Annotated in this window: 26 protein-coding genes; 15 read left to right on the plus strand and 11 right to left on the minus strand. The window is 74.4% G+C overall.

Features of this window, described 5'->3' with window-relative positions:
- Positions 1-10 precede the first annotated feature (10 nt).
- Together rpmG and WCD58_RS06430 are read left to right on the plus strand one after the other, a co-directional pair.
- Entirely contained in the window at positions 11-175 is a 165-nt protein-coding gene (gene rpmG / locus WCD58_RS06425; protein WP_337700653.1) for a 50S ribosomal protein L33, read from the plus strand.
- A 70-nt stretch (positions 176-245) separates the two neighbouring features.
- A complete protein-coding gene (locus WCD58_RS06430; RefSeq protein WP_337700655.1) occupies positions 246-368 on the plus strand; it encodes a ribosomal protein bL36 in 123 nt (40 codons plus the stop codon).
- A 1-nt stretch (position 369) separates the two neighbouring features.
- Here WCD58_RS06430 and WCD58_RS06435 read toward each other — a convergent pair whose 3' ends face one another.
- Positions 370-669 (minus strand): hypothetical protein, encoded by a 300-nt coding sequence (locus tag WCD58_RS06435; protein ID WP_337700657.1) that lies wholly within the window; start codon positions 667-669, stop codon positions 370-372.
- 59 nt (positions 670-728) lie between these two features.
- On the opposite strand from WCD58_RS06435, the gene WCD58_RS06440 reads away from it, so the two are divergent.
- Both WCD58_RS06440 and WCD58_RS06445 read left to right on the plus strand, forming a co-directional pair.
- Positions 729-1,637: a helix-turn-helix domain-containing protein gene (locus tag WCD58_RS06440; protein ID WP_337700659.1), complete on the plus strand. Its 909-nt coding sequence runs from the start codon at positions 729-731 to the stop codon at positions 1,635-1,637.
- A gap of 78 nt (positions 1,638-1,715) precedes the next feature.
- Positions 1,716-2,942 (plus strand): acyl-CoA dehydrogenase family protein, encoded by a 1,227-nt coding sequence (locus WCD58_RS06445; RefSeq protein WP_337700661.1) that lies wholly within the window; start codon positions 1,716-1,718, stop codon positions 2,940-2,942.
- Here the strand turns inward: WCD58_RS06445 and WCD58_RS06450 are convergent.
- Positions 2,909-3,472: a PadR family transcriptional regulator gene (locus WCD58_RS06450; RefSeq protein ID WP_337700663.1), complete on the minus strand. Its 564-nt coding sequence runs from the start codon at positions 3,470-3,472 to the stop codon at positions 2,909-2,911. The genes WCD58_RS06445 and WCD58_RS06450 overlap by 34 nt on opposite strands.
- Positions 3,473-3,567: 95 nt before the next feature.
- Here WCD58_RS06450 and WCD58_RS06455 point away from each other — a divergent pair, with 95 nt between their 5' ends.
- The 5 genes from WCD58_RS06455 (at position 3,568) to WCD58_RS06475 (ending at position 10,367) form a co-directional block, all read left to right on the plus strand.
- Positions 3,568-5,166 (plus strand): class I adenylate-forming enzyme family protein, encoded by a 1,599-nt coding sequence (locus WCD58_RS06455; protein ID WP_337700665.1) that lies wholly within the window; start codon positions 3,568-3,570, stop codon positions 5,164-5,166.
- Positions 5,163-7,532, plus strand: coding sequence for a xanthine dehydrogenase family protein molybdopterin-binding subunit (locus WCD58_RS06460; protein WP_337700667.1), 2,370 nt, complete (start codon positions 5,163-5,165; stop codon positions 7,530-7,532). Before WCD58_RS06455 ends, WCD58_RS06460 begins: the two co-directional genes overlap by 4 nt.
- Before the next feature lie 65 nt (positions 7,533-7,597).
- Positions 7,598-8,377, plus strand: a complete 780-nt coding sequence (locus WCD58_RS06465) for an enoyl-CoA hydratase/isomerase family protein (protein ID WP_337700669.1) — start codon at positions 7,598-7,600, stop codon at positions 8,375-8,377.
- Positions 8,374-9,204 (plus strand): FAD binding domain-containing protein, encoded by an 831-nt coding sequence (locus tag WCD58_RS06470; RefSeq protein ID WP_337700671.1) that lies wholly within the window; start codon positions 8,374-8,376, stop codon positions 9,202-9,204. The genes WCD58_RS06465 and WCD58_RS06470 overlap by 4 nt, the downstream gene beginning before the upstream one ends.
- Complete coding sequence (locus tag WCD58_RS06475; RefSeq protein ID WP_337700673.1) at positions 9,201-10,367, plus strand: xanthine dehydrogenase family Fe-S subunit; 1,167 nt, start codon at positions 9,201-9,203, stop codon at positions 10,365-10,367. The genes WCD58_RS06470 and WCD58_RS06475 overlap by 4 nt, the downstream gene beginning before the upstream one ends.
- Here WCD58_RS06475 and WCD58_RS06480 read toward each other — a convergent pair.
- Positions 10,352-11,137, minus strand: coding sequence for an enoyl-CoA hydratase/isomerase family protein (locus WCD58_RS06480; RefSeq protein WP_337700675.1), 786 nt, complete (start codon positions 11,135-11,137; stop codon positions 10,352-10,354). The two genes, WCD58_RS06475 and WCD58_RS06480, sit on opposite strands and share 16 nt — an antisense overlap.
- A 7-nt stretch (positions 11,138-11,144) precedes the next feature.
- Positions 11,145-12,239 (minus strand): LacI family DNA-binding transcriptional regulator, encoded by a 1,095-nt coding sequence (locus WCD58_RS06485; protein ID WP_337700677.1) that lies wholly within the window; start codon positions 12,237-12,239, stop codon positions 11,145-11,147.
- A 271-nt stretch (positions 12,240-12,510) separates the two neighbouring features.
- On the opposite strand from WCD58_RS06485, the gene WCD58_RS06490 reads away from it, so the two are divergent.
- The 4 genes from WCD58_RS06490 to WCD58_RS06505 are packed head-to-tail and all read left to right on the plus strand — an operon-like array spanning position 12,511 to position 17,201.
- Positions 12,511-13,413: an FAD binding domain-containing protein gene (locus WCD58_RS06490; protein WP_337700679.1), complete on the plus strand. Its 903-nt coding sequence runs from the start codon at positions 12,511-12,513 to the stop codon at positions 13,411-13,413.
- Positions 13,403-13,903, plus strand: coding sequence for a (2Fe-2S)-binding protein (locus WCD58_RS06495; RefSeq protein ID WP_337700682.1), 501 nt, complete (start codon positions 13,403-13,405; stop codon positions 13,901-13,903). The genes WCD58_RS06490 and WCD58_RS06495 overlap by 11 nt, the downstream gene beginning before the upstream one ends.
- A complete protein-coding gene (locus tag WCD58_RS06500) occupies positions 13,900-16,311 on the plus strand; it encodes a xanthine dehydrogenase family protein molybdopterin-binding subunit (protein ID WP_337700685.1) in 2,412 nt (803 codons plus the stop codon). The genes WCD58_RS06495 and WCD58_RS06500 overlap by 4 nt, the downstream gene beginning before the upstream one ends.
- A complete protein-coding gene (locus WCD58_RS06505; protein ID WP_337700687.1) occupies positions 16,308-17,201 on the plus strand; it encodes a cyclase family protein in 894 nt (297 codons plus the stop codon). Before WCD58_RS06500 ends, WCD58_RS06505 begins: the two co-directional genes overlap by 4 nt.
- Before the next feature lie 3 nt (positions 17,202-17,204).
- Here the strand turns inward: WCD58_RS06505 and WCD58_RS06510 are convergent, their stop codons facing one another.
- From WCD58_RS06510 to WCD58_RS06525, 4 genes are all read right to left on the minus strand, one after another.
- Positions 17,205-17,561 carry a PRC-barrel domain-containing protein gene (locus WCD58_RS06510; protein ID WP_337700689.1) on the minus strand — a complete coding sequence of 119 codons (357 nt, stop codon included), beginning with the start codon at positions 17,559-17,561 and terminating at the stop codon, positions 17,205-17,207.
- 10 nt (positions 17,562-17,571) lie between these two features.
- Positions 17,572-18,039: a hypothetical protein gene (locus WCD58_RS06515; protein WP_337700690.1), complete on the minus strand. Its 468-nt coding sequence runs from the start codon at positions 18,037-18,039 to the stop codon at positions 17,572-17,574.
- Positions 18,040-18,132: 93 nt separating this feature from the next.
- Positions 18,133-19,209: a tRNA 2-thiouridine(34) synthase MnmA gene (mnmA, locus tag WCD58_RS06520; protein ID WP_337700692.1), complete on the minus strand. Its 1,077-nt coding sequence runs from the start codon at positions 19,207-19,209 to the stop codon at positions 18,133-18,135.
- A gap of 68 nt (positions 19,210-19,277) precedes the next feature.
- Positions 19,278-20,465: a cysteine desulfurase family protein gene (locus WCD58_RS06525; protein ID WP_337700694.1), complete on the minus strand. Its 1,188-nt coding sequence runs from the start codon at positions 20,463-20,465 to the stop codon at positions 19,278-19,280.
- Between the two features lie 132 nt (positions 20,466-20,597).
- Here WCD58_RS06525 and WCD58_RS06530 point away from each other — a divergent pair, with 132 nt between their 5' ends.
- Positions 20,598-21,839: a cytochrome P450 gene (locus WCD58_RS06530; protein WP_337700696.1), complete on the plus strand. Its 1,242-nt coding sequence runs from the start codon at positions 20,598-20,600 to the stop codon at positions 21,837-21,839.
- Positions 21,840-21,922: 83 nt separating this feature from the next.
- Here the strand turns inward: WCD58_RS06530 and WCD58_RS06535 are convergent, their stop codons facing one another.
- The gene (locus WCD58_RS06535) at positions 21,923-22,882 is read right to left on the minus strand and encodes an electron transfer flavoprotein subunit alpha/FixB family protein (RefSeq protein WP_337700698.1); all 960 of its coding nucleotides are present in this window, start codon (positions 22,880-22,882) and stop codon (positions 21,923-21,925) included.
- A 27-nt stretch (positions 22,883-22,909) separates the two neighbouring features.
- Complete coding sequence (locus WCD58_RS06540; RefSeq protein ID WP_337700700.1) at positions 22,910-23,692, minus strand: electron transfer flavoprotein subunit beta/FixA family protein; 783 nt, start codon at positions 23,690-23,692, stop codon at positions 22,910-22,912.
- Between the two features lie 260 nt (positions 23,693-23,952).
- On the opposite strand from WCD58_RS06540, the gene WCD58_RS06545 reads away from it, so the two are divergent.
- On the plus strand, positions 23,953-24,120 hold the full coding sequence (locus WCD58_RS06545) for a hypothetical protein (protein WP_337700702.1): 168 nt from the start codon (positions 23,953-23,955) through the stop codon (positions 24,118-24,120).
- A 4-nt stretch (positions 24,121-24,124) separates the two neighbouring features.
- Here the strand turns inward: WCD58_RS06545 and WCD58_RS06550 are convergent, their stop codons facing one another.
- A complete protein-coding gene (locus tag WCD58_RS06550) occupies positions 24,125-25,543 on the minus strand; it encodes an MDR family MFS transporter (RefSeq protein WP_337700705.1) in 1,419 nt (472 codons plus the stop codon).

Raw genomic sequence — 25,543 nt, forward strand, 5'->3', positions numbered from 1 at the left:
AAGGGGAACAGTGGCCCGCAACGACATCCGCCCGATCGTCAAGCTGCGCTCGACCGCCGGCACCGGCACGACCTACGTCACCCGCAAGAACCGCCGCAACGACCCGGACCGGCTCGTGCTGCGCAAGTACGACGCCGAGGTCGGCCGCCACGTCGACTTCCGCGAGGAGCGCTGACGACGGCGCGGCGAGTAGGACCGCGCAGGGTGCCCGCCCGGCGTCGGGTCGAGCTGGTGAAGGAGTCGAGATGAAGGTCCGCGCCTCGCTGAAGGCCCTCAAGCAGAAGCCGGGTTCGAGCGTCGTGCGCCGGCACGGCAGGACCCTGGTGATCAACAAGCAGAACCCGGGGTGGAAGGCCCGCCAGGGCTGAGCTACGCCTGCTCCGGCGGTGTGTCGGTGACCCGCAGCAGCAGGGCGACGAACGCGTCCGCGTGCAGCCGCCCGCCGCTGCGGGGCACCGCGCCCCGGCGCTCGTCGTCGGCCGCGAGCTCCTCGGACACGCGGCTCATCGCGCGCAGGAGGGGGTCGGCGAGCTCGGGCGGCACGTCGCCGAGCAGCTCGAGCGAGCCGTCCTCCCGCCGCTGCGTCGACAGGTGCGCGAGCGCCCGCCGCAGCACCCGGCGCGGCTCGCCGGCCACCAGGTCCGCGTCGTCGCCGTCCGGCGTGGCCATCGGGGCCTCCTCTTGTCGACCGTGGCCCGAGTGTGCCGGGCGGCGCTACCGTCATCACGGTGGCCGTCTGGGACATCTCGACGCTGCCGGCACGGGACCAGTTCTCGTACTGGCACGAGGTGATCTGCCAGGCCTTCGTCCCGCTCACGCCGCACCGCACGACCGACGAGGACGGGTTCGCGGCGAAGGTCGAGACCCGCCGGCTCGCGGGCCTCAACCGCGCGCGGCTGCGCTCGCGCCCGCAGCGCACCGACCACGGCCCGCGCGAGGTGGCCCGTACCGACGGCGCGTACTACTTCGTCAACCTGCAGCTGGCCGGGCGCTGCATCACCACGGTCGGCGACCGCACGAGCGTCGTCCGTGCCGGCGAGATCGTCGTCGTCGACACCGCCGAGCCCTACTTCTTCGAGCTCGACCGGCCCTGGCAGATGCTGTCGTTCCGCGTCCCGCACGGCGACCTCGACGCGAAGCTGCACGGCCGCCGCCCGCGGCTGGGCCGGTCCGTCGCCCCGACCGGTGCCGGCGCCGCGGTCGCCGCCCTGATGCCCGCGCTGTGGTCGGTCGACCCGGACGCCCCCGGGAGCGGCGAGCTCGCCGAGTCCTTCGCGACGGCGGTGGCCGCGGCGACGGCGGAGCACGCCGAACACCCCAGGGCCGGCGTCACCCGCGCCGCGGTCCTCGCGCACGTCGAGCGCCACCTCGCCGACCGCGACCTCACCGTCACCGCGGTGTGCCGCCACTTCGCGATCTCCCCGCGCACCCTGCACAACCTGTTCGCCGACACCGGCGAGTCGTTCGCCGCGACGGTCCGCGGCCGACGCCTGGATCGGTGCGCTGCCGTCCTGACCTCGGGGACGCCGGCCACCGTCACCGCCGTGGCCCGCGCGCACGGCTTCGACGACCCGACGGCGTTCGCGCGGGCGTTCCGCCGGCGGTTCGGGGTCTCGCCGCGGGAGATGCGCCCGTAGGAGCGGTGCACGCACGGCACGGTCCGGTGCGCGCACGGCCGGGACGGGCGCCCGCACGGTGGCCAGGATCTGCAGGGCATGACCGTGTCGTTCCTGCTGAGCCCCGAGCAAGAGCAGCTCAAGGCCGCCGCCCGCGGCTTCGCCGAGGAGCACCTGCGCGACCTCGCCGCCGCCGTCCGCGCCGAGCCGGACCCGCTCACCCGCGCCCTGCTCGCCCGCCCCGTGTTCGAGAAGGCCGTCGGGCAGGGCTTCCTCAAGGGCCTCATCCCGGCGCCGGTCGGCGGCGCCGCGTCGAACGGGGTCGACGCGGCGATCTTCGTCGAGGAGTGGGCGGTCCACAGCCCCGACTTCACGATCTCCATGGCCGGCCCGCTCATCGCGCTCGCGCCCGTCTACGAGGCGGGCACCCCGGAGCAGGTCGCTCGCTTCGTCGCGCCGTTCCTGGCCGATTCCGGGGCGCCGCTGGCGGCCATGGCCTACAGCGAGCCCGAGGGCAGCGCGAACTTCGACACCCCCACCGGCACGCGGACGACCGCGACACCCGACGGCGACCACTACGTGATCAACGGCCGCAAGGCGTGGGCGTCGCACCTGTCGGGGTGGGACGGCGACGGCCCGGACCTCATGACGATCGTCTGCCGCGCGCCCGGCGGCATCTCGCTGATCGTCGCCGAGCGCGAGCACCTCGCCGGGCACGTCGAGGTCGAGGAGCACCTCGACCTGCCCGGCCTGCGCGGCTGCCTGACCTCGCGGGTGCGCCTGCACGACGTCCGCGTGCCGAAGGCGAACCTGCTCGGCGCCGAGGGCCAGGGCGCCGCGCTCACCCGCAACGCGTTCCTGCCCAGCGGCGCATCGATCGGCATCTTCGCCGTCGCCGCGATGCGCGGGGCCTTCGAGATCGCCTGGCGGTTCGCCACCACCGAGACCCGCGGCGGCCCGTCCCCGATCATCGACCACCAGTCCGTGGCGGACGTGCTCGCCGACGCGAAGGGCCGGATCGAGGCCACGCGGCTGCTGGCGTGGCGCGCCCTCGACGCCGTCCTGGCCCAGCACCCGTCGGCGCCCGAGCTCGCGCTGCACTCCAAGGTCTTCGGCTCCGAGACCGGCGTCGACGTGATCAACGACCTGGTGAAGCTGGTCGGCGTGACCTCCTACGACGCGCGCTTCCCGATCGTCGAGTACCTGGACGAGGCGCTCGCCTACCCGATCATCGAGGGCAGCAACATCGGGGTGCGCCGCCGCCAGCTCCAGGACCTGTTCCGCGCGCCGGGCTACGACCCGCTCGCGGCGTCCGGGATGGCCTGAGCGCCGACCTCCTCCAGCAGCGCCGACCAGAACCGCAGGGCGGCGTGCTCCATCTCCAGGCCGAGCCGCAGCGTGATCATGCGCTTGGCGACGGCGTCGAGGTCGGTGTACCGGGCCTGCATGTCCTCGTAGACCGCGATGCGCTCGCGGTGCGCGGCGATCTGCTCGCGCGCCAGCCGCTCGACGTCGCCGGGCTCGCCGACCTCGTTGAAGAACAGCTTGAGCTCGGCGATGTCGCGCATCTGGAAGTGCTCCGGCGTCGGCTCGGCGAGCCACGCCTTGAGCTCGCGGAGCCCCTGGTCGGTGAGCCGGTAGGTCCGCCGGCGCCGGCCGTCGGGCTCGGTCTCCGCCTCCAGCAGGCCGAGCTCGGCCAGGCGCTGCGGCTCCGAGTAGAGCTGGGCGTGCGGGAAGTGCCAGAAGTAGCCGATGGAGCGCCCGACCGCCCGCTTGAGGTCGTACGACGTCGACGGTCCGCGCAGCGCGATCGTGCCGAGCACGACGTAGGAGGTCGGGGAGAGCCGATCGGCCACGAGCACGGAGCGTACCGACCCTTGCCACCCCGCGGTACGTCCCATACCGTCCGAAACAGATGGTATGCGTCGGAGCATGATCAGGAGGCGGGCCCGTGGATCTGGCGACGGTCTGGGCGTGGGCGGTCGAGCGCTTCCCGACGCGGCGAGCCGTCGGCGGCCCGCGCCCGATGACCTACGCCGAGTGGGACGCCCGCACCGCCCGCCTGGCCCACGCCCTGCTCGCGCTCGGGGTCCGCCGCGGCGACCGCGTCGCCCTCGTGCTGCACGGCGGCGAGCCGGCGGCGTCGCTGCACCTCGCGGCCCAGCGGATCGGCGCCGTCGCCACCCCGCTCTCCCCGCGCTTCGGCCCGCCCGAGCTCGCGCACTGCCTCGCCGACGCCGCGCCCGCGCTGGTCGTCAGCGAGCCCGCGACCGGGGAGGCGACCGCGGCGGCCCTGGGCGACGAGCGCATCCGCCCGGTCGCACACCTCGACCTCGCGGAGGTCGAGCGCCGGTCCCTCGACCAGCACGACACCGCGCCGTCCGACCCGCCGACCGCGGACGACGTCAGCGTCATGCTCTACACGTCGGGCACCACGGGCCGCCCGAAAGGCGTGCCGCGCACCCACCGCGCCGAGCACGCCGCGGCCGTCGCGCACCTCGTGCAGACCGGCGGGCGCCCCGGCGACGTCGTCCTCGGGGTGATGCCGCTGTTCCACACGATGGGCGTGCGCACCCTGCTCGCCACGATCGTCGCGGGCGGGACGTGGGTGCCCCAGGCGCGCTTCGACGCCGCGGAGGCCGCCGAGCTGATCGCGCGCGAGCGGGTCACGTCGCTCTACCTCGTGCCGACGATGTACTGGTCGCTGCTGCGCGAGGCCGACCCCGCCGCGCTCGCCGGGGTGCGCCGGCTCGCCTACGCGGGCGCGCCGATGGCGCCCGCGCTCGCGGAACGGCTGGTCGACGCCGTGGCGCCCGAGGCGTTCGTCAACCACTTCGGCTCGACGGAGATCTACACGTTCACGATCGGCCCGGACGTCGCGGCGAAGCCCGGCTGCGCGGGACGTGCCGGGATGTTCGGCCGCGTCCGGCTCGTCGACCCCTCCCCCGGCGCGTCCCCGGACGACGAGGTGGCGCCGGGCGAGCAGGGGCAGGTCGTCGTGTCGATGGCGAGCCCCGAGGCGTTCGCGGGGTACTGGCTGCGCCCGGACGCGACAGCGAAGGCCGTGCGCGGCGGCTGGTACTTCACCGGCGACCTCGCGGTGGCCGACGACGACGGCGACCTGTGGGTGTCCGGCCGCGTCGACGACATGATCAACACGGGCGGCGAGAACGTGTACCCCGACGAGATCGAGGCCGCGCTCGTGCGCTGCCCGGCGATCGCCGACGTGGTCGTCGTCGGGCTGCCCGACGAGCGGTGGGGGCAGGCGGTCACGGCGTTCGTGGTGCCGGCGGCGGGCGTCGCGCCCGACGAGGCCGTCGTCGCGGCCGACCGGTGGGGGCGCGACGCGCTGCCCTCGCTGCGCCGTCCGAAGCGCGTGATCGCCGTCGACGCGGTGCCGCGCTCGGCGGTGGGCAAGACGCTGCGCCGGGTGCTCGTCGGCGGCGGCTACTCCGCGCTCGCGGACAGCGCGGTGGTCCCGACCGAAGGGCACCCTCGGTCGGATAGAACGACCGAAGGGGCCCTCCGGTCGGATCGGGGGACGCCGTGAGCTGGGTGCCCGCCCGCGACGAGGACGCGGCGCTCGTGGTCGGCGCCGGTCGGTTCGTCGACGACCTCGACCCGCTGCCCGGCACGCTCGTCGCCGCCGTGGTGCGCAGCCCGCACCCGCACGCGCGGATCGTCGCCGTCGATCTCGAGGCGGCGCGGGCGCACCCCGGCGTCGCGGCGGTCATCGGGCCCGACGAGGTGCGCGCGGCCGTGCGCCCGTTCCCGCTCTCGACCGCGACGCCGATGCCCTACCTGCCCTCCGCGGTCGACGTCGCGCGCTACGTCGGGGAGCCGGTGGCCGTGGTCGTCGCGAACGACCGCTACGTCGCCGAGGACGCGTGCGAGCTCGTGACCGTCGACTACGAGGTGCTCGACGTCGTCGTCGACACCCGGGCGGCGCTGGATCCCGAGGCGGTGCTCCTGCACCCCGAGGCCGGGACCAACGTCGCGACCGACCGGACGTTCTCCTTCGGCGACGTCTCCGCCGCGTTCGAGCGGGCCGACCACGTGGTGCGCGGCGAGTACACGTTCCCGCGCTACTCGTCGGTGCCGATGGAGTGCTACGGGCTCGTCGCGCACTGGGGTGTCGAGACCGTCGAGGTGTGGGCGAACTTCCACGGGCCGTTCACGATGGTCCCGGTCGCCGCGGGCGCGCTGGGCGTGCCGGTGTCGCGGTTCCGGCTGCACGTGCCCGCCGACATCGGCGGCAGCTTCGGGATCAAGTCCGGCATCTACCCCTACGTCGTGCTCATGGCGCTCGCCTCCAAGCACGCCGGGCGGCCGGTGCGCTGGACCGAGGACCGCGTCGAGCACCTGCTCGCGAGCTCGTCGGGGGCGGGGCGGGCGATGTCGTTCGAGGCGGCGGTCTCCTCCGACGGCACCGTCGAGGCCCTGCGCGTCGACCTCGTCGACGACGTCGGCGCCTACCTGCGCCCGCCGGAGCCGAGCACGCTCTACCGCTGCTTCGGCAACATCACCGGCGCCTACGACGTGCCCGCCGTCGGGATCCGCGCCCGCGCCGTCGTCACCAACCGCGCGCCGACCGGCCTGAACCGGGGCTTCGGCGGCCAGCAGCTCTACTTCGGGCTCGAGCGGCTCATGGACGCCGTCGCCGCGCGGACCGGGCTCGACGTCGCCGAGGTGCGCCGCCGCAACCTGGTGCGCTCGTTCCCGCACCGCACCCCGACCGGCGGGCTCTACGACTCCGGCGACTACCCCGGCGCGCTCGACCTGCTGCTCCGCAAGGGCGGGTACGACGAGCTGCGGGCGCGGCAGGTCCGGGCCCGCGCGGCCGGCGCGTTCTACGGGGTCGGGCTCGCGCTGGTCGTCGACCCGTCCGGCACCAACATCGGCTACGTCGGGCTGGCGACGCCGGCCGCCGACCGGAAGCCGGGGCGCGACAAGTCCGGCTCGACCGAGATCGTGCGGGCGTCGGTGGACCTCCAGGGCGTCGTGACGGTGCTGCTCGGCTCGGTGCCACAGGGCCAGGGGCACGCGACGGTCGCGCGCCGGGTGGCGGCGGACCGGTTGGGGCTGCCCGTCGACCAGGTGCGCGCAGTCGTCGACATGGACACCGCGTCGACGCCGTGGACGGTGACCTCGGGGAGCTACTCGTCGCGCTTCGCGCCGCTGGTGACGAGCGCGGTCGTCGCGGCGGTGGACCGGCTGGCGGAGACGGTGCGCGCCGGGGCGTCGGTGCTGTTGGGGGTCTCGGCCGAGGACCTGGAGCTGGCGGACGGGTCGGTGCGCGACCCGGCGACCGGCGCGTCGTGCCTGTTCCGGCACGCGGCCGGCGTCGTGCACTGGGACCCGGGGTCGCTGCCCGCGGGGGCGCCCGCGCGCCTCGCGACCGAGGGCGAGTTCGTGCCGCCCGAGGCCGTCGCGGCGACCGCGGAGGACAGGATCAACTCCTCGCTCTGCTACGGCTTCGTGGCCGAGATGGTGGGCGTGCGGATCGACGCCTCGACGTTGGAGGTCACCCTCGACCGGGTCGCGACCGTCCACGACGCGGGCACGGTGCTCGACCCGGTGCTCATCGAGGGACAGGTGCTCGGGGCGCTCGTGCACGGGCTCGGCGGGGCGGCCTACGAGGAGTTCCGCTACTCCCCCGCCGGCCAGCCGACGTCGGCGACGTTCCTCGACTACCTGTGCCCGACCAGCGCGGAGACCGCGTTCGAGCTGGTCTCCGACCATCTCGCCTCGCCCTCGCCGCTGACCCCGCTCGGCGCGAAGGGCTGCGGCGAGGGCAGCTCGATGAGCCTGCCCGTGGCGTACGCGAACGCGGTCGCCGACGCCCTCGCCCCCGCGGGCGTCGCGATCGACTCCCTGCCCCTGCACGGCTCCGTGATCCACGACCTCCTCATGTGAGTGCTTTCCGGCCCTATAGGGGCGGAAAGCGCGCACGTACCCCGACGACGAGAGGCACACGACCCATGGCACTGACCGGTGGCGAGGTCCGGCTCGAGCGGTCGCACGACGGCCGCGTCGCGGACGTGACGCTGTCCCACGGGCGCTACACGGTGATCACCTGGGAGATGCGCCGGCTCATGGCCGAGCGCTTCGCCGAGATCGACCGCGACCCGGACGTGCAGGTCGTCGTCATCCGCTCCGACGGCGAGCACTTCTCCTCGGGCGGCGACATCGCCGGGTTCATGGAGGTCGACCCGATCGACTTCACCGACCTCGGGCACGACGTCACCGCGCCCGCCCGCAGCCCGAAGCCGGTGATCGTCGCGGTCGACGGCTACGCCTTCGGCGTCGGCCTCGAGCTGGTCCTGTCCTGCGACATCCGGCTCGCCACCGAGCGCAGCCGCTTCGCGCTGCCCGAGATGAACCTCGGCATGATCCCGGGCTCCGGCGGCACGCAGCGCCTCGCGCGCCTGATCGGGCTCTCGCGGGCGAAGCACCACGTCATGACCGCGCGCCGCATGACGGGCCGGGAAGCGGCCGACTGGGGCGTCGTCGCCGAGCTGCACCCCGACCGCGAGGCGCTGGACACGGCCACCGAGGCGCTCGTGACCACGATGCTCGGCTTCTCCCCGCTCGCCCTGCGCGCCGCGAAGGAGGTGCTCGACCGCGGCGTGGACGCGCCGCTGGCCACCGGTATCGAGCTCGAGCGGAAGGCGTACGCGATGCTGCGCTCGAGCCACGACTTCGCCGAGGGCGTCGCCGCGTTCGGGGAGAAGCGGGCGCCGGAGTTCACGGGACGATGAAGGCCGCTCCGTTCGCCTACTGCCGCCCCGACAGCGTCGACGAGGCGGTCGGCGTGCTGGCCGGCGGCGACGCGAAGGTGCTCGCCGGCGGCCAGTCGCTGGTGCCCGTGCTCGCGATGCGGCTCGGGCGCCCGGGGACGCTGGTGGACATCACGCGGCTGCCGGGGCTCGACGCCCTGGTGATCGAGGACGGTCAGCTCCACGTCGGCGCCGCGGTCCGGCAGCGGGCGCTCGAGCGGTCGTCCCTCGCCGGAGCCGTTCCGCTCGTCGGGCGCGCGCTGCCCTTCGTCGGGCACCGCGAGCTGCGCAGCCGCGGGACCGTGTGCGGGAGCCTCGCGCACGCCGACCCGGCGGCGGAGCTGCCCGCCGTCGCCGCGTGCCTCGGGGCGTCGGTGCTGGTCCGGGGCCCGCGCGGGGAGCGGGTGGTGCCGGCGCGGGAGTTCGTCACCGGCGCCATGACGACGGGCCTGGGCCCCGACGAGCTCGTGACCGGCGTGCGCTTCGCGGTGGCGCAGCCCGGCGAGGGCTTCGGGTTCGCCGAGATCGCGCGGCGCCACGGCGACTTCGCGCTGGCGGGGGTGGCGGTGCGGGTGCGGGGGAGCTCGGCGACGCTGGCGGCGTTCGGGGTGTCCGATCGGCCCGTGGTCCGCGAGCTGACGCTGGACGACCCCACCGAGGCGGGGCTGCGACCGATGACCGACGCGCTGGCTCACGAGATCGTCGACACCGACGGCGACGCCCACGGCTCGCGGGGCTACCGGGCGCGCCTGCTGGGCGTGCTCGCCGCCCGGGAGCTGGCGCGGGCACACCGGGAGGCGCACCGATGAGGGTCGAGGCCGACGCCACCACCGACGTGACGATGACCGTCAACGGGCGCGAGGTCACGCTCGCCGTGTCCCCGCGCACCACCCTGTCCGACGTGCTGCGCGACCGCCTCGGGCTCACCGGCACCCACGTCGGCTGCGAGCACGGCGTGTGCGGGATGTGCACGGTGCTGCTCGACGGCGAGGCGGTGCGCGCGTGCCTGCTGTTCGCGGTGCAGTGCGAGGGCGCCGCGCTGACCACGGTCGAGGGCCTCGGCAGCGCCGACGACCAGCACCCCCTGCAACAGGCGTTCTCCCACCACCACGGCCTGCAGTGCGGGTTCTGCACGCCCGGGATGCTGATGAGCGCCTACGACCTGCTCGCCGGCGGGACCTACGCGCAGGAGTCGCTGCCCGAGGACATGTCCGGTGTGCTGTGCCGCTGCACCGGCTACCGCGGCATCCTCGCCGCCGTCGCCGACGTCGCCCGCGAGCACCCCGACGGCGTCCCCCCACCCCGCGCCGCCGTCCCCCCGGCGCTCACCGGGCGCCTCGGCAACGTCAGCGGCGTGGCGTCGCAGACAACCAGCGTCCGTAGCGCCACGCGCTCGATCCCGGAGATCACGGTTCCCTCGGGCCCTCCGACCGCGACGGTCGACGTCCGCCGCGAGCTCACCGCGGGCGTCGACGACGTCTGGGCGGTGCTCGCGGACATGGACCGCCTCGCCGCCTGCCTGCCCGGCGCCGAGATGACCGAGGACCTCGGCGACGACCGCTACCGCGGGCGCGCCGTCGTCGCCCTCGGCCCGGTGTCGCTGCGCTTCGAGGGCCTCGCGCACGTCGTCGAGCACGACCCGTCGACGCACCGGATGCGGGTCCTCGCCCAGGGCGCCGACCGGGGCGGTTCGTCCACCCAGGCCGTCATCCGCCTCGCCGCCGACGCGAACGACGGCGGCGGCACCACGCTGACCGCCGACGCCGACGTCCACCTCACCGGCCGCGTCGCCCAGTTCGGCCGGGCGCTGGCCGGCGACGTCTCCCGCCGGCTGTTCGAGCAGTTCGCGGACGCCGTCGACGAGGCCGCGCACACGGGCCGGGCGCCCACGAGGACGACGAGTCCCCTGCGCCTCGCCCTCGCCGCACTCCTCGCCCGCCTCCGGCGGTTGCTCGGTCAGCGACCCTCGTAACGCGGCGGGCGCTTCTCCGCGAAGGCCGCCGGGCCCTCGAGCGCGTCGTCGGTGCGCATGACCCGCAGGAACGCCTCGTGCTCGCGCGCCATCGCCTCGTCGTGCTCGAGCCCCAGCCCGTCCAGCACCCGGGCCCGCGCCTCGCGGACCGCCAGCGGCCCGCGGTCGGCGATGGACCGCGCGAGCCCCAGCGCCGTGTCGAGCAGCGACGGCAGCGGCACCACCCGGTTCACCAGCCCGACACGGTGGGCCTCGGCGGCGTCGATCGGCTCGCCGGACAGGATCATCTCCATCGCCAGCCCCAGCGGCACCGCGCGCGGCAGCCGCACGGTCCCGCCCGCGCCGGGGATGATCGCCCACTTCGTCTCGGCGAGCCCGAACGTCGCGTTGTCCGAGCACAGGCGGATGTCGCAGGCCAGCGCCATCTCGAGCCCACCCGCCAGCGCGTGGCCGTTGACGGCGGCGATCAGCGGCTTGGCCCGCTCGACCGCGGTGAACCCGCCGAAGTTCCACGGCACGTCCTCGCCGGCGCGCACGCGGTCGCGGTAGGCCGGGATGAGCCGCTTGAGGTCGGCGCCGGCCGAGAACGTCGTCTCTCCCGCCCCGGTGAGCACCGCGACGAGCAGCGCGTCGTCGGCCTCGAACGCGGCGACGGCGTCGCCGAGCGCCTGCTGGTGCTCCGGGTCGAGCGCGTTGCGCGCCTCGGGCCGGTCGATCGTCAGCACCGCCACCCGGGGGTCGGCGGCATCGGTCTCCACGCGGATCGCCACGGCGACATCATCGCGCCCCGGCCGCCCGCGGCGGTCTGCGCGGCACGGTCATGAGCGAGCGGGGGCAGCCGCAGCTCGTGCCGATGCGCAGGGTGTGGGGCACGGTCTCGTCGAGCGCGCCGCCGCCGTGCCCGTCGATGCGCCGGATGAGCTGCTCCACCGCGATCCGGGCCATCGTGCGCCGGGCCAGCGCGACGGTCGTGAGCTCGGCCAGCATCGACGCGCCGGGGAAGACCCCGTCGATCCCGGTGACGGCGACGTCGTCGGGCACCCGCAGGTCGTGCTCGCGGAGGGTCCCGATGACCCCGGAGGCGATCGCGTCGGACCCGCACGCGATCGCGCGCGGGACGTCGTCGGCGTCGACGAGGTGCTGCGCGACCCGGCGTCCGCCCTCGGCGTTGAGGAACGCGATGAACCGCCGGTGGGCGGGCAGCGGCACCCCGAGCTCCGCGGCGGTGGCGGCGAACGTCCGGGCCCGCTCGGCCGACGACGACGAGCTGCGCGGGCCGGTGATGATCGCGAGATCGGTGTACCCGTGGCCGAGGAGGTGGCGCAGGATGTCGGCGGACAGCGCCGTCTCGTCGACGCCGATGAAGTCGGCGCGCAGCCCCGGGATCCGGCGGGTGACCTGCACGAACGGCATCCCGGCACGGCGCAGGGTGCGGATGGCGTCGCCGTCGTCGGTGTGCAGCGAGGTCAGGACCATCCCGTCCACCCGGCGGGCGATCATCGTCCGGACCACCGTGTCCAGCGTCGGCGAGCTCTCCTGGGTGTGGGCGACGAAGACCTCGTAGCCCCGGTCGCGGGCGATGTCGATCGTCCCGGCCGAGAACTCCGAGTAGAACGGGTTGCTGATGTCGGTGAGGACCAGCCCGAGCACCCGGGAGGGTTCGGGCTCGACCGCACGCTCGTAGCGGTCGAGCGAGTGGCCGAGCTCCGCGGCGGTCGCGAGCACGCGGGCCCGCACCTCCGCCGAGACGCCCGGCTTCCCGTTGAGCGCGTAGGAGACGGTCGCCGCCGACACCCCGGCCCGGCGGGCGACGTCGGCCGCCGACACCCGCAACGCGCGGACGCCCGAGCGGGGGCGCGCGTCGCCGGTCACGCTCCTCAGCCTGCCGTCGGCCGCCGACCGCGTCACGCCCCGTGCGGTCCGAGGACGACCCGAGCGTCATCGGGGCAGGCGGGGAGGGCCATTCGGACGCCGAGGGTGAAACCGACGCGACTTAACGTTGCTTAAGTCACGAGCGAACGTCGACCATCGACCGCAGTGTGATCTGAGGCACACCACTCGAGGTCCGGTCCCACCACCCGGCCTCTCCTCACGACCCGCCCGTCGGGGCGCCGGTCGAGCACACCAGCACCCGGAGGTGCCCATGAAGCCTGCGCCGTTCGAGTACGCGGCACCACGGGATCTCGACGAGGCACTCGACCTCCTCGCCGAGCACGGCGACGACGCGCGGGTGCTGGCGGGCGGCCAGAGCCTCGTGCGGATGATGAACGCCCGCCAGGTCAGCCCGGCCGTCGTGGTCGACATCAACCGGGTACGCGGGCTCGACTCCCTCGGCGTGACCAGCGACAACGGCTCGTCCACCCTGCGCCTGGGCGCCACCGTCCGCCAGCGCACCAGCGAGCTCTCCGGCGAGGTCGCCGCCCACGCCCCACTGCTGGCCGAGGCCGGCGCGCAGGTCGCCCACGCGCCGGTGCGCGCCCGCGGCACTGTCGTCGGCAGCGTCGCGTTCGCCGATCCGTCCGCCGAGCTCCCGGCCGCCCTGCTCGCGCTGGACGGTCTGGTCAAGGTGCGCAGCCGCGCCGCCGAGCGGACCGTCGCCGCGGACGACTTCTTCACCGGCCCGTTCCGCACCTCGCTGGCGCCCGACGAGATGGTGGTGGGGGTCGAGGTGCCCCTCACGCCCGGCCGGACGGGCAGCGCCTTCGTCGAGCTCACCCGCCGCCAGGGCGACCTCCCGGTCTGCGGGGCCGCCGCGGTGGTCGGCGTGGGTGACGACGGCCGGGTCGCGCAGGCGCGGGTCGCGCTCTGCGGCGCCGACCAGCGGCCCGTCCGCGCCACGGCCGTCGAGGCCGCGGTCGTCGGTGCCGACGGCCCCGCCGCGTTCACCGAGGCCGCCGCCCGTGCTGCCGACGGCCTCGAGCCCATCCCGAGCTGCCACGGCTCGGCCGACTTCCGCCGCCACCTCGCGCGCGTGCTGACCGCCCGCGCCCTGCGCACCGCCTTCGCGCGTGCGACCTCGCCGAAGGAGACGACCGATGCCCGATAAGGTCCGCGTCCGGATCACCGTCAACGGCACCCGCCACGACCTCCTCACCGAGCCGCGCACCCTGCTGGCCGACCTGCTCCGCAACGACCTGGCCCTGCCGGGCACGCACCTCGGGTGCGAGCAGGGCGTCTGCGGCGCGTGCACCGTGCTCGTCGACGGCGTCGCGACGCGCTCCTGCCTGGTCTTCGCCGCGCAGCTCGACGGCTCGTCGGTGCGCACCGTGGAGTCGCTGGCCGGCGTCGACGGCACGCTGCACCCGGTCCAGCGGGCGTTCACCGAGGAGCACGGCCTGCAGTGCGGCTTCTGCACCCCCGGGATGCTCATGGCCACCTGCGAGCTGCTCGAACGGGTCCCCGACCCCGGACGCGAGGACGTCGAGGAGGCGCTCGGCGGCAACCTGTGCCGCTGCACGGGCTACCAGAACATCGTGCGGTCGGTGCGCGCGGCCGGGCGGCTGATGGCGGACGAGAAGAGCGGGGTCCGGGCATGAGCACCGTCGAGGAGACCCGGCGCTGGATCGGGCAGAGCGTCGCTCGCAAGGAGGACCCGAAGCTCCTGACCGGGCGCGCCGGGTTCGTCGGCGACGTCGTCCTGCCCGGGATGCTGCACGGCGCCGTCCTGCGCAGCCCGCACGCCCACGCGAAGATCGTCTCGATCGACACCTCGGAGGCCGAGGCGCTGCCCGGCGTCGTCGTGGTGCTCACGGGCGCGGCCGCCGCCGAGCTCGTCGACCCGATGCCGGCCTTCTGCGCCGAGCCGGTCGAGCAGCGCGCGATCGCGGTCGACCGCGTGCGGTTCCCCGGCGAGGCCGTCGCCGCCGTCGCGGCCACCGACCGGTACGTCGCCGAGGACGCCTGCGCGCGCATCCGCGTGGAGTACGAGGTGCTGCCCGCCCTCGTCGACCCGGTGGCGGCGATGGACCCGTCGGCGACCCGGGTGCACGAGACGCTCGACTCCAACGTCGTCTTCCACCGCAGCCTCGACTGGGGCGACGTGGACGGCGACCTCGCCCGCGCGCACACGGTCGTGCGCTCGAGCGCGCGGTGGCACCGGATGGGGGCGCACCCCATCGAGACGGCCGGGGCCGTCGCGTCCTGGGACCCGTTCGGCCAGTCGATGACGGTCTGGTCGAACAGCAACTTCATCAACTTCCTGCCCTGGGCGTTCGCCGGGATCCTGCGGGTCTCGACCAACCGGCTGCGCATGATCCCGTGCACGGTCGGCGGCAGCTTCGGCAGCAAGCACCTGATCACCAAGGTCGTCTCGATCACCGGGGCGCTCAGCAAGGCCTGCGGCCGCCCCGTCCAGTACCTCGAGGACCGCCCCGACAACGTGGCCGCCAACGACAACGTCGGCTGCGACCGGATCTACGACGCCGAGCTCGCCCTGGCCGAGGACGGCGAGATGCTCGGCCTCGTCCTGCGGATCATCGACGACTACGGCGCCTACTTCCAGTTCGCCCACGGCCAGCACGGCAACGCGGTCGCCCAGCCCGTCGGCCCCTACCGGATCGGCAGCCTGCGCTACGACGTCTCGTGCGTGCTGACCAACAAGGTCCAGCAGGGCTTCTTCCGCGGCGCGGGCGCCGACCCGGGCAACTTCATCCTCGAGCGGCTGGTCGACAAGGCCGCCCTGGAGATGGGCGTCGACCGCGTCGAGCTGCGCCGGCGCAACTTCATCCGGCCCGACCAGTTCCCGTACAAGATCCCGACGGGCAACATCTACGACAGCGGCGACTACGAGACCGTCCTCGACCGCGCCCTCGAGCTCGCCGGGCTCGACCGGTGGCGCGCCGAGCAGGAGCGGCTGCGCGCCGAGGGCCGCTACCTCGGCATCGGCCTGGCGAGCTGCCAGGAGCGCTCGGGCTACAACGCCTCCGAGTGGTGGTCCTTCTACGACGAGCCGCCGCTCCCGGCGACCAGCACCCCGGAGAGCTGCAAGATCGACGTCGACGCCATGGGCGGCGTGCGCGCCACGATCGGCTGCCCGCTGTGGGGCAACAGCCCCGAGACCGTCGTGGGCCAGGTCGTCGCCGAGGAGTTCGGGATCGACCCGTCCGCCGTCTCGGTCGTCTACGCCGACTCCACGATCGGCGCGATCTCGGCCGGCCCCGGCGGCAGCCGGGTCACGATCATGCTCTCGGGCGCGACCCGCGGCGCCGCGCGCACGGTCAAGGACAAGATGATCCGGGTCGCGGCCTCCGCGATGGAGATGGACGCCGAGGACGTCGAGTGCGTCGACGGCGTCTTCCGCGCCAAGGGGGCGCCCGGCACGTCGATGACGATGGCCGAGGTCGGGATGAGGGCCCACCTGTTCCACGACGGCACCGACGAGGCCGAGAGCAGCGGCCTCGTGTCCGTCTACACCTACGACCACCCGTACTTCACGCCGCCCACGGCCGACCGCAGCGACCTCGGCGCGTTCTACCCGATGGTCTCGCACGCCTGCCACATCCCGATCGTCGAGGTCGACCCGGAGACCGGCGAGGTCACCCTGCGCGCCTACTACGTCGTCAACGACTGCGGCACCGTGATGAACCCGGCCCTGGTCGAGGGCCAGGTCGTCGGCGGCATCGTGCAGGGCATCGGCGCGGCGCTGATGGAGGAGTACAGCTACGGCGCCGCGGACGGCGCGCTGGAGACGCCGACGTTCCGGGAGTACCTGCTGCCGAGCATGCACGAGGTCCCCGAGATCGTCCTCGAGCACGTCGAGACGCCCTCGCCGTTCACCACCTACGGCGTCAAGGGCGCCGGCGAGGGTGGGCGGCTGGTCGCCCCGACGGCGATCGCGAGCGCCGTCGACGACGCGCTGCGGCCCCTCGGGGTGTGGGTGGACGAGCTGCCCATGACGCCGGAGCGGGTGGTCGGGATGATCGCGGACGCGCAGGGGAGCCCGTGACGGCGGTCGACCCGGAACGCGGGCCGGCGGCCTTCCGGCGGCCGGAGGAGATCCTCGCCGCGCTGGCGCTGCCCACGCGCGGCGAGGTCTTCTCGCTGGCGGTGCCCCGGTTCACCGACATGCCGCTGTTCGGCGCGCACCCGCCGTTCCGGGTGAGCATGGCCCGCACGCCGGGCGGGCTGCGCGCCGAGGGCGCCCAGCCGTGGGGCCCGCGCAACGGCGTCGGCTACGGGTACATGGCCGAGCTGCTCAGCGCGACGTCGCACAGCGGCGCCCACGTCGACGCGCTGGCCCACGTCACCATCGGCGACGACGACCACTGGTACGGCGGCGGCAACCCGCGCGAGCACCTCGGCGACAGCGGCCCGCGGCACGGCGACGCCTCGAAGCTGCCGCCGTTCATCGCCCGCGGCGTGCTGATCGACGTGCCCGGCCACCGCGGGGTGGACGCCCTGCCGCGGTCGTCGGTGGTGGACGCCGAGGAGCTCGCGGCCGTCGCGGCGCACCAGGGCGTCGAGGTCCGGGCCGGGGACGTCGTGCTCGTCCGCACCGGGTACCTCGGGCACTGGCCGGACACCGAGGCGATGACCCGGCACGCCACCGCCGGCCCCGATCTCTCCGCGGCCCGCTGGATGCTCGAGCGCGGGGTCGTGGCCGCGGGCAGCGACACCGAGACCTTCGAGGTCCAGCCACCCCCCGACTACGGCGACCCCGCCAACCCGCAGCCGGTCCACAGCCTGCTGCTCATCGAGCACGCGATCTACCTGTTCGAGTCCCTCTACCTGGAGGAGCTCGCGCGGGCCGGGGCGTACGAGTTCCTCTTCGTCGCGCTCCCCCTCAAGATCCAGGGTGCGACGGGCTCGATGCTGGATCCGGTCGCGATCGTCTGACGGTCAGCGCCGGGCGAGACGACGGGCCGCGCCGGGCGACGACGCGGCGAGGCCGTAGTGCTCGAAGATCGCCGGCTCGTCCTCGGCGGCGAGCTCCCCGTCGGTGTCGATCGACGGGGCGTGCTTGGCGAGGTCCTTCGCGACCGTGACCCGCACGTGGTCCGGCGCCACCGTCGCCCCGGCCAGGGGGACGAACGCCAGGCGCCGGCGCCCGACGATGCCGACCACGGCCGTCGCGAACGCCGGCTCGTCGGTGAGGGTGTCGACGTAGATCGCCTCGAGCGTGCCGATCTTCCCGCCGGCGGGGTCGACGATCGCCTTGCCCTGCCAGTCGCGGATGTTCTCCGCCTCGAAGCCCATGGGCGGGAGGTTAGCGGCGAGGAGACGAGAGGATGCGGACCGCGAGGTTCTCGGTCACGTCGAGCCGCGGCGTGTTCTGGCGGGCCCGCTCGGCGATCTGCCGCGGCGAGAGGCCCATGTCCGCATAGAGCCGGACGATGTTCTCCTGGGCCGGGGTCCAGGAGGGACTGCTCCGGCGGGAGGGACGGGTCTGGCGGCGTGTGACGGGGCGGCGCGGCGCCGGCACCCGCGGCACGTCGACGTGCTCGGTGCCCAGGCCGGTGTTCTTCCGGCCGAACTCGCCCGCGGCGGCGCGCGCCGCGATCTCCTCGGGTTCGGCGACCCGGAAGGCGTCGCCGCTCTTGTTGACGGCCACCGCGGTGACCGTCGGGCCCCGGCGGAACCGCGCCTGGCAGTCCGGGGCCGTGCAGTAGGTGTATCCCAGCTCGGCGCGCTCCGCGGGGATCTCGCGGCCGCACCCGATGCAGTCGGTGCTCATGCTCACACCGATTCTACGCCTCGCGCTATACGGAGTGGGGCGCCGCGAGGGGGTTCGAGCTGCCCCGGGGGCCGGTCGGTCTCCGGGGCGCGCTCAGCCGGACGTCGACGCGATGGTCGCGCTGCCCAGCACGACGTCCCCGCCGGGCTCCGGGCGGTAGAACACCACCGCCTGCCCGGGCGCGACGCCGCGCAGCGGCTCGTCGAGCACGACCTCGACGCCGTCGCCGACCGCCCGCACGGTGGCGCCGGCCAGCCCGCCGTGGGCGCGGACCTGCACGACGCAGGTCAGGTCGTGCGCCGGCGGGTCGACGAGCCAGACCGGCGAGGTCGCCGCCAGCGCCGTGACGTCGAGGTCCTCAGCGGGCCCGACGCGCACCGTCCGGCTCACCGGCTCGAGCCCGAGCACGTAGCGCGGGCGCCCGTCGGGGGCGGGGCGGTCGATGCCGAGGCCGTGGCGCTGGCCGACGGTGAAGTCGTGGACGCCGCGGTGGTGGCCGACGACCTCGCCGGCCGGGTCGACCATCACCCCGGGCGCCTCGCCGATCCGCGCGGCGAGGAAGCCCCGGGTGTCGCCGGAGGGGATGAAGCAGATGTCGTGGCTGTCGGGCTTCTCGGCGACGACCAGCCCGCGCGCCGCGGCCTCGGCGCGCACCGCGGTCTTCGGGCTGTCGCCGAGCGGGAACAGCGCGCCGGCGAGCTGGTCGGGGCGCAGGACGCCGAGGACGTAGGACTGGTCCTTGTCCGGGTCGGCGGCCCGGCGCAGCACCCCGTCCGGTGAGAGGCGCGCGTAGTGCCCGGTGCCGACCGCGTCGAAGCCCAGCGCCCGGGCCCGCTCGAGCACCGCCGAGAACTTGATCTTCTCGTTGCACCGCAGGCACGGGTTGGGCGTGCGGCCGGCCGCGTACTCGGCGACGAACGGCTCGACGACGTCCTCGCGGAACCGGGCGGCCATGTCCCAGACGTAGAACGGGATGTCGAGGACGTCGGCGCAGCGACGGGCGTCGCGGGAGTCCTCGACCGAGCAGCAGCCGCGCGCCCCCTCGCGCATGGTCGCGGGCTTCGCGGACAGCGCGAGGTGCACACCGGTGACGTCGTGCCCCGCGTCGCGCAGCCGCGCGGCCGCGACCGCCGAGTCGACGCCGCCGCTCATCGCGGCCAGGACTCTCATGGGCGGAGCCCATGTGAGTGGAATGGGTCGCCGGGGCCGATCCGTATCGCTCACCTGGCCGGAGGCCATCACGACCGCGCCAGCGCGTCCCCGGCCCGGCGCGCGCGCTCCACGACCGGGCCGATCGCCTCGACCACCGCGTCCACGTCGGCGGCCGTGGAGTTGTGGCCCAGGGAGAAGCGCAGCGAGCCGCGGGCGAGGTCCTCGTCGAGGCCCATGGCGAGCAGGACGTGGCTCGGGCGGGCGACGCCGGCGGTGCAGGCCGAGCCGGTGGAGCACTCGATCCCCCGGGCGTCGAGCAGCATGAGGAGGCTGTCGCCCTCGCAGCCGGGGAAGGACAGGTGCGCGTTGCCGGGCAGGCGCTCGCCGGGCCGGTCCAGCGGGACGCCGTTGAGCCGGGCGTCGGGCACCTCGGCGCGCACGCGGGCCACGAGGTCGTCGCGCAGGGCCGTCATCGTCGCGGCGCGCCGCTCGACGTCGGCGACGGCGGCGCGCACGGCGGTCGCGAGGCTCATGGTGCCGGGGACGTCGAGGGTCCCCGAGCGCACGTCGCGCTCCTGGCCCCCGCCGTGCAGCAGCGGCGTGCACGCGGTGTCGCGGCGCAGCAGCAGGGCCCCGACGCCGACGGGCCCGCCGAGCTTGTGCCCGGTGAGCGAGAGGGCGTCGACGCCGCTGGCGGCGAAGTCGACCGGCACCGCGCCGACCGCCTGCACGGCGTCGGTGTGGATCGGCACCCCGAACTCGTGCGCGACCTCCGCCAGCGCGGCGACGTCGTTGACTGTGCCGACCTCGTTGTTCGCCCACATCACGCTGACGACGGCGACCTCGTCGCCGTGGTCGTCGAGCAGGGCCTTGAGCGCCGCCGGGTCCGCGCGCCCCTCCGCGTCGACGGGGAGGACGTCGAGGAGCGCGCCCTCGTGCTCCGCGAGCCACTCGCCGGCGTCGAGGACCGCGTGGTGCTCGGCGGCGGACACGACGACGCGGGTGCGGCGGGGGTCGGCGGCCCGCCGGGCCCAGTACAGGCCCTTGAGCGCGAGGTTGTCGGCCTCGGTGCCCCCGGTGGCCAGCACGACCTCGGACGGCAGGGCCCCCACGGCCTCGGCGATGGTCTCGCGGGACTCCTCGACCGCGCGCCGCGCCCGCCGCCCCGCCGAGTGCAGCGACGACGCATTACCGACGCGCCCGAGCGCCTCGGTGAGGGTTGCCGCCGCCTCGGGCAGCATCGGCGTGGTCGCCGCGTGGTCGAGGTAGGTCATCGACCGGCCAGCGTAATCCCCTCGTGCGCGACGGGTCTCCCCACATCGATTCCGCTCCGGGTGATCTGGCCCCGTGTCGCCGCGGCGCACTAGCGTCGCGGCCGGTCACGCCCGTCCGTCGCTGGAGGCCGTATGACCGAGCACACGGGCTACTGGGCACCGGGATGCCCCGCCGGCGCCCACGACGACCCCGCGCACGTCCGCGACCACTTCGACCCGCTGTCGCCGGACCTCACCCGCGGCCGGTACGTGCGGGTGGCCGGCGCGATGGCGGCGGGGTGCCCGGTGACGCGGACCGACGGGTTCTCCGACGGCGAGAGGGAGGGCATCTGGACCGTCTCGGGCTACGCGGAGCTCCAGGAGGTGCACCGCCAGGAGGATGCGACGTTCTCGGCGTTCCCCGTGCTGCTCCAGCACTTCGGCAACACGCGCCCGATGATCCCGATGGAGTCGGACCCGCCGCTGCACCGCCAGTACAAGCAGATCATCGCGCCGCTGCTGTCGCGGTCGGTGCAGGCCGGCAAGGAGCCGGCCTACCGCGCGATCGCCCGCGACCTCGTCGACCGGTTCGCCGGCCGCGGGCGCTGCGAGCTGTTCGGCGAGCTGTGCAACCCGATGACCGCGCACGCGCTGATGGACGCGCTCGGGGTGCCCGCGCCCGACCGCGAACGGCTCGCCGACCTCGCCGTCGCGCTCGTGCGGGGCCGCGCCGAGGGCGGCACCCAGGCCGACGCGATCTACGAGTACTTCACCGGCCTCGCCGCGGCCAAGCGCCGCGAGCCCGCCGACGACCTCGTCTCGGCGCTGACCACCGCGACGGTCGACGGGCGCCCGCTCACCGAGGAGGAGATCCTCGACTACTGCGTGATCCTGCTGCCCGCGGGCTTCGAGACGACCGCGAGCTCGATGAGCTTCGTGTTCCTGCTGCTCGCCGAGCACCCGGAGCTGCAGGACGAGCTGCGCGCCGCCCCCGAGCGCATCCCGGACGCCCTCGAGGAGCTCATGCGCCTCGCGACGCCGACGCGCTCGCACACCCGCACGGTCCTCGCCGACACCGAGATCGGCGGGCAGCGGCTGCGCGCCGGCGAGCGCGTCTACCTCAACTGGGCGGGCGCCAACCACGACCCGCGCACCTTCGACCGGCCCGAGGAGCTCGACGTCGACCGGCGCCCCAACCGGCACATGGCCTACGGCTTCGGGCCGCACCTGTGCGTCGGGATGCACATGGCGCGCGCCGAGCTCAAGGTCGCCGTGGAGGAGGTGCTCGCGGCCCTGGACGACATCGCCGTCGAGGACCCGGCCGCCGTCGTCGAGGAGATCGGCACGACCTGGGCGCTCACGCACCTGCCGCTGACGTTCACGCCGCGCCGCTGAGACGCGCCCGGAACGACCGAAGGGCCCCTTCGCTCGATCTACGCGAGCGAAGGGGCCCTTCGGTCAGAACGGCGAGCGCGGCCCTACGAGCTGCGCTTCTTGACCTCGTCGGTCAGCTGCGGGCTGATCGAGAACAGGTCGCCCACGACACCGAAGTCGGCGATCTCGAAGATCGGGGCCTCGGGGTCCTTGTTGACCGCGACGATCGTCTTCGAGGTCTGCATGCCGGCGCGGTGCTGGATCGCGCCGGAGATGCCGAGCGCGATGTAGAGCGACGGCGACACCGTCTTGCCGGTCTGCCCCACCTGGAACTGGTTGGGGTAGTAGCCGGAGTCGACGGCGGCACGCGAGGCGCCGACCGCGGCGTGCAGCGAGTCGGCGAGGGTCTCGACGACGTTGAAGTTGTCGGCCGAGCCGACACCGCGGCCACCGGCGACGACGACGTTCGCCTCGGTGAGCTCCGGGCGGTCGCCGCCGACGATCGGCTGGCGGTTCGACACCTTGGCCGACGTCGCCTCGTCGATCGCGGGGACCTCGACGGTCTCCTGCGTGCCCGCGCCGGCGTTCTCCTCGGCCTCGATCGAGCCGGAGCGCCACGAGATGACCGCGGTGTCCGTGGTCGCGCGCGACTGCACGGTGAAGGCGCCACCGAAGATCGAGTGGGTGCCCTCGCGCTGGCCGTCGATCTCGACGAGGTCGTTGAGCCAGCCGGAGTTGGTGCGCACGGCCAGGCGGCCCGCGACCTCGCGGCCGTCGGCGCCCGCCGCGATCAGCACGGCCGGCGGGGAGACCCGCTCGACCAGCGCGGCCAGCGCGTCGACCTGCGGGGTCGACAGGTAGTTCACGGCGTCGTCGGACTCGGCGACGTAGACCTTCTCCGCGCCGTGCGCGGCCAGGCCTTCGGCGAGCTTCGCCGCCGTGCCCGGGGTGCCGACGACGACGGCCGACGGCTCGCCCAGGCGGCGCGCCGCCGTGAGCATCTCGTAGGTGTTCTTCTTGATCTCCCCGTCGACGTGGTCGACGAGGACCAGGACCTCAGCCATGGTTTCCTCTCGTGTCGGTGGGGTGGATCAGATGAGCTTCTGGCCCACGAGGAACTCGGCGATCTTCGAGCCGCCGTCGCCCTCGTCCTCGACCTTCTGGCCGCCGGACTTCGGCGGGCGCGGGGCGAAGGAGTCGACCTGGCTCAGCGAGCCCGCGAGGCCGACCTCACCGGCGTCGAGGCCGAGGTCGGAGATGCCGAGGGCGCTGACCGGCTTCTTCTTCGCGGCCATGATCCCCTTGAACGAGGGGTAGCGCGGCTCGTTGATCTTCTCGCCGACGCTCACGACAGCGGGCAGCGCCGAGGTGACGTCGCAGGTGCCCTCGTCGGTCTCCCGCTTGACGTTGGCGGTGCCGTTCTCGACGGTCAGGGCGTTGGCGTGGGTCAGCGACGGCCACCCGAGGACCTCGCCGAGCATGGCGGCCATCGCGCCGCTGCGGCCGTCGGTGGCCTCGTTGCCCGCGAGCACCAGGTCGACCTCGCCGACGGTGCCGATGGCCTTGGCCAGCACCTTGGCGGTGGTCACGGCGTCGGAGCCGTGCAGCGCCTCGTCGTTGACGTGGACGGCCTTGTCCGCGCCCATCGAGAGGGCCTTGCGGACGGCGTCGGTGGCGCGGTCCGGGCCGACGGTGAGCACCGTGACCTCGGCGTCGCCCGACTCCTTGATCTTGAGCGCCTCCTCGACGGCGCGCTCGTTGATCTCGTCGAGCACCGCGTCGGAGGACGCGCGGTCGAGCGTCTTGTCGGCGTCGGAGAGGGTGCGCTCCGACCAGGTGTCCGGCACCTGCTTGATCAGCACGACGATGTTCATGGGCCTTCTGCGACCTCCTGTGCTCGCATCCGTCCCGGTGGGACGCTGTTACCGCCCAGTAAGATACCGATCGGTAACTTACCTTCTGCCCTGACTCTCCCATGCCCCGTGCCCGGTGGCAGCGTGGCGTATCCCTCTCTTGTTACTCGTCAGTAGGGTGTAGGCCCCTACCCGCCGGTAACAACTGGGCGCCCGATTCGGGCGATATCCTGGGCGGACACGGGGCGGAAAGACCGCCTCGCCCTCCGTGAGGAGCCGTCGTGCCCGGTCTGTTCTCGAAGATCAGTGAGTTCCTGAAGAGCCCGCAGGGACGCAAGTACACCGACCAGGCCAAGCGCTACGCGCAGGACCCGAAGAACCGCCAGAAGGCGCAGGACGCACTCAACAAGTTCCGCGGCAAGGGCGGCGGACAGGGCGGCCATCACTAGGCAGCTACGTCGAGGCGTGCTCCGCCGGCGCCCGGCGGGGCAGCCTCGTCGCCCCGACCACCGCGACGAGACAGAAGCCGAGCGTCCACCAGAACGTGTCGGCGAACGCGAGCGCGACCCCCGGCTCCCCCAGCGGGGCGCGCGCCGCCAGCCTGCTCTGCAGGATCACGGCGAGCACCGCGGTCCCGACCGACCCGCCGAGGGTGTTGAGCAGGTTCAGCGCGCTCGAGGCCCGCGGGAGCTGCGCGTGCGGCATCGACGAGTAGACGATGCTCATGACCGGCGCGCCGATCATGCCGAGCCCGATCCCCCGCACCAGCAGTGACGCGACGATGAGCGGGTCGGACGGGACGCTGCCCAGCTGGGTGAACAGCACCGTCCCGAGCGCGATCAGCCCGATCCCGGTCAGCACCAGCGTGCGCGGCGCGACCCTGTCGACGGTGCGGTTGACGACGATCGAGCCGATCGCCGCCCCGACGCCCTGCGGGACGAGCAGCAGGCCCGCCGCGAACGGCGTCAGGCCGCGGCCGATCTGGAAGTAGAGCGGGAGCAGGAACATCGCCCCGTAGACCGAGGCGCCCAGGATGATCAGGGCGCTCGCCGCGGCCCCGAACGGCGACCGCGTGAACAGCCTCAGGTCGATGAGCGGCACGCCCCGCATCCGCAGCGCGTGCACCACGTAGCCGGCGAGCAGCACCACGCCCCCGACGAGGCCGAGCAGCACCGGCGCGGAGCCGACCGCGCGCCCGTTGCCGAGCTCGGTCAGCCCGAACACGAGCGCCGCCACGCCCGGCGGGAGCAGCGCCGCACCGCGGACGTCGAAGGGCGCACCCTGCGCCGCCGGCGGGTTCGGTGCCACGAACCGCAGCGCGAGCAGGGCGGCGACGATGCCGATGGGCAGGTTGACCCAGAAGAGCCACGGCCAGTCCGCGACGCCCAGGATCGAGCCGCCCACGATCGGCCCGATCACCGGCGAGAGCAGCGGGACGACCCCGACGATGCTGATGATGCGCCCGATGCGCTTGGGCCCGGCCTCGCGCGCCACCAGGGCCTGGCCCACCGGCGGGAGCAGCCCGCCGCCGAGGCCCTGGATCACGCGGAACACGATGAGGCTCTCGATCGACCACGCCAGCGCGCACAGCAGCGAGCCGGCCAGGAAGAGGATCACCGCGCCGATCCACGTCCGCCGGCCGCCGAACCGGTCGACGATCCAGCCCGACGACGGCACGGCCAGCAGGACGGCGAGCAGGTAGGCCGTCGTCACCCACTGGATCTCGGTGACCGTGGCCCCGAACTCCTGCGCGAGCGTGTCGATGCCGACGTTCACGATCGTCGCGTCGAGCGTCGCCATGAACGTCCCGAGCACCAGCACGAAGGCGGCGCGCAGCAGGCGCGCGTCGATCTCCGTGGGCGGATCGGTCAC

Source organism: Actinomycetospora flava (assembly GCF_037400335.1).
GTDB classification, from domain to species: domain Bacteria; phylum Actinomycetota; class Actinomycetes; order Mycobacteriales; family Pseudonocardiaceae; genus Actinomycetospora; species Actinomycetospora flava.